The 6,091-nt window shown below is 56.4% G+C and carries 4 protein-coding genes; 3 read left to right on the forward strand and 1 reads right to left on the reverse strand.

Features of this window, described 5'->3' with window-relative positions:
• Positions 1–55: 55 nt before the first annotated feature.
• Entirely contained in the window at positions 56–1,375 is a 1,320-nt protein-coding gene (locus ACI31J_RS01795) for an MATE family efflux transporter (RefSeq protein ID WP_439772742.1), read from the reverse strand.
• 166 nt (positions 1,376–1,541) lie between these two features.
• On the opposite strand from ACI31J_RS01795, the gene pcrA reads away from it, so the two are divergent.
• The 3 genes from pcrA to ACI31J_RS01810 all read left to right on the forward strand — a co-directional run.
• Positions 1,542–3,854: a DNA helicase PcrA gene (gene pcrA, locus ACI31J_RS01800; RefSeq protein WP_439772743.1), complete on the forward strand. Its 2,313-nt coding sequence runs from the start codon at positions 1,542–1,544 to the stop codon at positions 3,852–3,854.
• An 18-nt stretch (positions 3,855–3,872) separates the two neighbouring features.
• On the forward strand, positions 3,873–5,909 hold the full coding sequence (gene ligA / locus ACI31J_RS01805) for an NAD-dependent DNA ligase LigA (protein WP_439772744.1): 2,037 nt from the start codon (positions 3,873–3,875) through the stop codon (positions 5,907–5,909).
• Between the two features lie 63 nt (positions 5,910–5,972).
• Positions 5,973–6,091, forward strand: a 119-nt coding sequence (locus tag ACI31J_RS01810) for a helix-turn-helix domain-containing protein (RefSeq protein ID WP_439772746.1), incomplete at its 3' end; no start/stop codon positions are given.

Genomic DNA, 6,091 nt, shown 5'->3' on the forward strand with positions numbered 1-6,091 from the left:
CCAAAGAGCTCTTCACGCTTCGCATTACGCGGCATGAAGAGCTCTTTGGTTATTTTTAAAAGTGTGGTTGGTATTTGCGGTAGAGGAAAATGGCCAAGACCAGGGTGAGGACGTCGGCGCAGGCCTGGGCAGCCAGGACCCCGGTGTAGCCAAAGAAGTGGCTCAATACCACGATGGCGACGGCGAAGATCAGGCCCTGCCGGCTAAACGATAGCCAGAAGGCCGGGGTAGCCTTGCCCATCGACTGGAAGGTAGTGGTGAGCACCATGATGATCCCGGTGATGGTCGTCGATGAGGCGAGCCAGCGAAGCATCCTGGTGCCTTCCCGAACGATTTCCGGGTCGTTCATGAACAACCGAATGATCTCTGGCGCTAAGATCATCATCAAGATGGTCAAGACGATGGCCAGGCCGCTGACCACGCTCAGGTCGAACCGCAGTGTTTCCCGGAACCGGTGCTCATCGCGGGCCCCATAAGTATAGCCGATCAGCGGCTGGGCACCGAAGGCAAAGCCGACCATTACCATGATGATCACCGTGTTGACCTTCATGGCGATTCCCATAGCGGCCACGCTGTTGGCTCCGTAGCTGATCAGGTAGCGATTGGTGAGGGCGGTAGCGAAGGTCACCATGATGTTGGTTACCGAAGCCGGAATCCCGATCGCGTAGATTTCACGCTGGAGCTTAGCACTGATTTTGGTCTCATGGATCGAGGTCGTCAGCTTCTTGCTCTTCGTTCTCAGGTAGTAGACCATTAGGACATCAGCGATGACGTTGCTGACGACAGTGGCCAGGGCCGAACCAGCCGCCCCCAGCCCACAGGTGAAGATGAAGATCGGGTTTAAGACGATGTTGATCCCGGTACCCGTGATGCTGGCGATCATTGCCTGGGTCGCTAGCCCCTCGGTCCGCAGGATGTTATTAGGCGACAGCCCGAAGATGATGAAGGTGGCTCCACCGGCGATTACCAGGTAGTACTCCCGGGCATACTTCCAGGTTGCCGGTGAGGCCCCCAGCATGTGGAGAATCGGAGTCTGAAAGATGAACATCAGGGCGGTGACGACCAGCCCGCAGACGATGGAAGCGTAGAAGCAGTAGCCGCTGACGTAGCGGGCGGTCTGATCGCGCCGTTCACCGAAGAGCCGGGAGATCACCGAGCTGCCGCCGAGGCCGAAGATGTCCCCAAGGGCGATCATCAGGGTGAAGATCGGTGCCCCCTGGGAGACCCCGGCGACCAGGTCCGGGTTCCCGGTCTTGGCGACGAAGAAGGTATCGACCATGTTGTAGATGATCGTGACGGCCATACTCATGACCACCGGTAGGGCGAGGATGAAATAGGCGCGCTTGATTGAGGTGTTTTCAAATAACTTATCCACAAGCTTCCTCCTTAGGTATCATAAATTTACAAAACAGATTATTTTAGCATGATCAGTCCTGCTGGGACAAGAATGACGGTGAATTTGGGTGAGCGTTTCGGCCCAAGTACGGTGATTATTTGGTATAATATTAGCCGATGATTTTTTAAGAGAGGACGGTAACGGCGTGAATAACAGTCAAGAGCTTTTAGAAGGAATGAACGACAAACAGGCCGAGGCGGTGCAGACCACCGAGGGTCCACTACTGGTAATGGCCGGGGCGGGCTCCGGAAAGACCCGGGTGCTGACTCACCGGGTCGCCTACCTGATTGAAGAGAAGGGGGTCCTCCCCTGGAACATTTTGGCGATCACCTTCACTAATAAGGCCGCCAAGGAAATGCAGGAGCGGGTCGGTAAGCTGCTCGGCGATAGTGCTCAGGATGTCTGGGTTTCGACTTTCCACGCCTTGTGTGTGCGGATCCTGCGGCGTGATATCGAGAAGATCGGCTACAACCGGGCTTTCACGATTGCCGATACCAGTGAGCAGCGGACGTTAATGAAGCGGATCTGTGCCGAATTGGACATCGACACGAAGAAGTTCGACCCCCGCAGCATCCTTAGTGCGATCTCTAACGCCAAGAACGCCCTGCTGACCCCTGAGGAGTACCGTGAACAGGCCGACGACGATAACATGGACAGTATGTTTCGGAACATGGTGGCCCGGGCCTATAAACTTTACCAGCAGGAACTGGCGGCCAACCAGGCGCTGGACTTCGATGACCTGATCATGAAGACGATCGAACTGTTTGAAAAGGATCCTGAGACCCTAGAGTTCTACCAGAACAAGTTCCACTACATCCATGTTGACGAGTACCAGGACACCAACGATGCCCAGTACCGCTTGGTCAATATGCTGGCGCAGGGTTATCATAACCTCTGCGTCGTCGGGGATGCCGACCAGAGTATCTATGGCTGGCGGGGAGCCAATATGAATAACATCCTCGATTTTCAGCATGATTACCCGCAGGCCAAGACGGTCATGCTGGAACAGAATTACCGGTCCACCCAGACCATCCTAAACGCGGCCAACGAGGTCATCGTTCACAACGTTAAGCGGCCAAAGAAGAACCTGTGGACCGAGAACGGCCAGGGGGATAAGATCTCTTACTACCGGGCCCAGAGTGAACATGACGAGGCCTACTTCATTGTTGACAAGATTAAGGAGGAACGGGCAAAGCACGGTTACCACTATAACGACTTTGCGATCCTCTACCGGACCAACGCCCAGTCACGGGTGATTGAAGAAACCTTCATGAAGAGCAGCATTCCCTACACGATGGTCGGCGGCCACAAGTTCTACGATCGTAAGGAAATCCGGGATGTCCTGGCCTACCTGACCCTGATCGTCAACCCCCAGGACTCAATGAGTTTTACTCGGGTTGTCAACACCCCAAAGCGGGGGATCGGGATGACCAGCGTCGAGCACCTGCGGGAGTTCGCCAACGACAACGGCTGGTCCCTGCTCCAGGCCGCCGAGAACGTCGATATTGCCAACCAGATCACTACCCGAACCCGCAACAAGATTGCCGAGTTTGGCGAGCTGATGCAGAACTTGACCAAGCAGGCCGAGTACTTGAGTCTGACGGACCTGACCGACCAGATCCTGGAACTGAGCGGCTATAACAAGATGCTCAATCAGGACCATAGCCTGGAATCCCAGGCCCGGCGGGAGAACCTGGACGAATTTAAGTCCGTAACCCAGGAATACGATAAGCAGCACCAGGACGAAACCGACGATAACAAGCAGAAGATTATCAACTTCCTGGCTGACCTGGCCTTGGTTTCTGACCAGGATGACGTTGATGAACAGGCCCCAGCGGTCACCATGATGACCCTGCACGCGGCTAAGGGACTGGAATTCCCGGTCGTCTTCTTAGTGGGAATGGAAGAAGGAATCTTCCCCCTTTCCCGGGCGATCCAGGAAGCGGACGAACTGGAAGAGGAACGGCGCTTGGCGTACGTGGGCATCACCCGGGCCAAAAAGAAGCTCTACCTGACGAATGCCTTCTCCCGGCTCCTGTACGGTCGGATTCAACGCAACGAGCCGTCCCGCTTCGTGGAGGAAATCAACCCCGACCTGCTGGAGTTTGAAAACGGCGGGTCAGGGGACAGCCTGAATAACAAGCAGGTGCCGTTTGCCAAAAGTGCGGCCACGGCGACGACTTACCGGTCCCAGCGCTCGTCCCAGTCTTCACGGTCCCGGCACGACTACCGGGATGCCGGACGCAAGGTCAAGCCGAAGCCACAGACGAACACCGGCACCGGGGCCGACAAGGTCAGCTGGAAGACCGGCGATAAGGTCCAGCACAAGAAGTGGGGCCAGGGAACGGTGGTCAAGATCAGTGGGACGGGTGACGACATGGAACTGGACATTGCCTTTCCACAGCAGGGGGTCAAGCGGCTCCTGGCCACCTTTGCCCCAATTACTAAAGTTGATTGATAGAAGTGAGGCCATAAGATGGATAAACAAGTACCAGTAAGCCAGCTCAGTCTGGCGGCGGCCAAGGAAGAGATTGTCCCATTACGAAAGCAGCTCACCCAGTGGGGCAAGGAGTACTACGAGCAGGACAATCCCAGTGTTGAGGATTACGTCTACGACCGGGCCTACCAACGCCTGGTGGAACTGGAAGCTCAGTTTCCCGAGCTGAAGCAGGCCGATTCACCAACCCAGCGGGTCGGTGGGGCAGTGACCACCCAGCTGACCAAGGTGCAGCACGACATCCCGATGCTGTCGATGGGGGATGTCTTCTCGGTGGAAGAACTGATGGACTTCAACCGGCGCCAGCAGGAGAATAGCGACGTGACGGTGGAGCCGGAATACAACCTGGAACTGAAGATCGATGGATTATCATTGTCCCTCGTCTATGAGAACGGGAAGCTCGTTCAGGGGTCAACCCGGGGCAACGGGACGATCGGTGAGGACGTGACCGCCAACGTGATGACGATCAAGTCGATCCCCCACCAGCTGCCGGAACCGCTCAGTCTGGAGTTTCGTGGTGAGTGCTACATGCCCAAGGCGTCCTTTGTAAAGTTGAACCAGGAACGGGAGGCGGCGGGCCTGCCAGTCTTCGCCAATCCCCGGAATGCCGCGGCGGGGAGCCTGCGCCAGCTTGACCCTAAGGTGACGGCCAAGCGCGACCTGGCAACCTTCATGTACTACGTTCCGGAATACCAGAAGCTCGGTGTCACCAGCCAGGCGGGGGCCCTCGACCGAATGCGGGAACTCGGTTTCAGCGTCAATCCGAACAACCGGGTGGTCCACAGTGAGGACGAAATCGCGGCCTACATTGACGAGTACACCGCCAAGCGCGACCAGCTGTCCTATGGGATCGACGGGATCGTCGAGAAGGTCAATGACCTGGCCACGGAGAACGCACTGGGTAACACGGTGAAGGTGCCACGCTGGGAGATCGCCTACAAGTTTCCGCCAGAGGAACAGGCGACCGTGGTTCGCGACATTGTCTGGACGGTCGGCCGGACCGGCAACGTGACGCCGACCGCGGTGATGGATCCGGTTCAGTTGGCCGGCACCACGGTCAGTCGGGCCTCGTTGCACAACCCGGATTACCTGAAAGAGAAGGACATCCGTCTCGGCGATACCGTCTACCTGCACAAGGCCGGTGACATCATCCCCGAGATTTCCCGGGTCGACCTCAAGAAGCGGCCCGCTGACAGCACGGAATATGAGGTTCCAAGCAAGTGTCCCGTCTGCGGCGCCGGCCTGGTCCACCTCGACGATGAGGTGGCCCTGCGCTGCATCAACCCGATGTGCCCGGCTCAGATCAAGGAGGGACTGGCTCACTTTGCTTCCCGGAATGCGATGAACATCGATGGCCTAGGCCCGAAGATCATTCAGCAGCTCTGGGACAAGAAATTGATCCATGACGTGGCTGACCTGTACCGGCTAACTTACGATCAATTGTTAACATTAGATAAATTTGGGGACAAATCCGCCAATAACCTATTGACATCAATCGACAATAGTCGTAATAATTCTGTCGAGCGCTTATTGTTTGGGCTCGGCATTCGCCACGTCGGCGCCAAGGCTGCCCAGCAGATCATGGCCCACTTTGGGACCCTCGATACCCTGATGACGGCCAGTGCCGAAGAGGTCGCGGCGGTCGATGGCATTGGCCCGATCATCGGTGAGAGCGTCCACACCTACTTTGCTAATCCGCAGGTGGTGGTGCTGATCGATGAGCTTCGGGACGCGGGTATCAACTTCAGCTATCAGGGACCCGCTATCACGGCGACGCCCGAAAGCGAGTGGAACGGCCGGCGGGTGGTTCTGACCGGGAAGCTGGAAGAGATGACCCGTGGAGATGCCAAACAATGGCTGGAGGCTCACGGGGCCAAGGTAACCGGAAGCGTATCAAAGAAAACAGATATTGTCATTGCGGGAACGGCCGCCGGCAGCAAGCTGACGAAGGCACAGGACCTCGGGATCACCGTTTGGGACGAGGCTCGGTTCCACCAAGCAATGCAGGAGGAGTAAACAGTTAATCCAAATATTGTCAAACACCGTCGAACGTAATCAATTGGAAAGGCGGCGCTATCGGTGATAAGAACAGAGAAGGTAAAACTATACCCGAATCGAATGATGAAAAAAGCGCTCGATGATTTATGTGATTACCGCCGTTATTGTTGGAACCAAGGTTTAGCTTTGTGGAACGACAT

Source organism: Limosilactobacillus sp., assembly GCF_051873075.1.
GTDB lineage: Bacteria > Bacillota > Bacilli > Lactobacillales > Lactobacillaceae > Limosilactobacillus.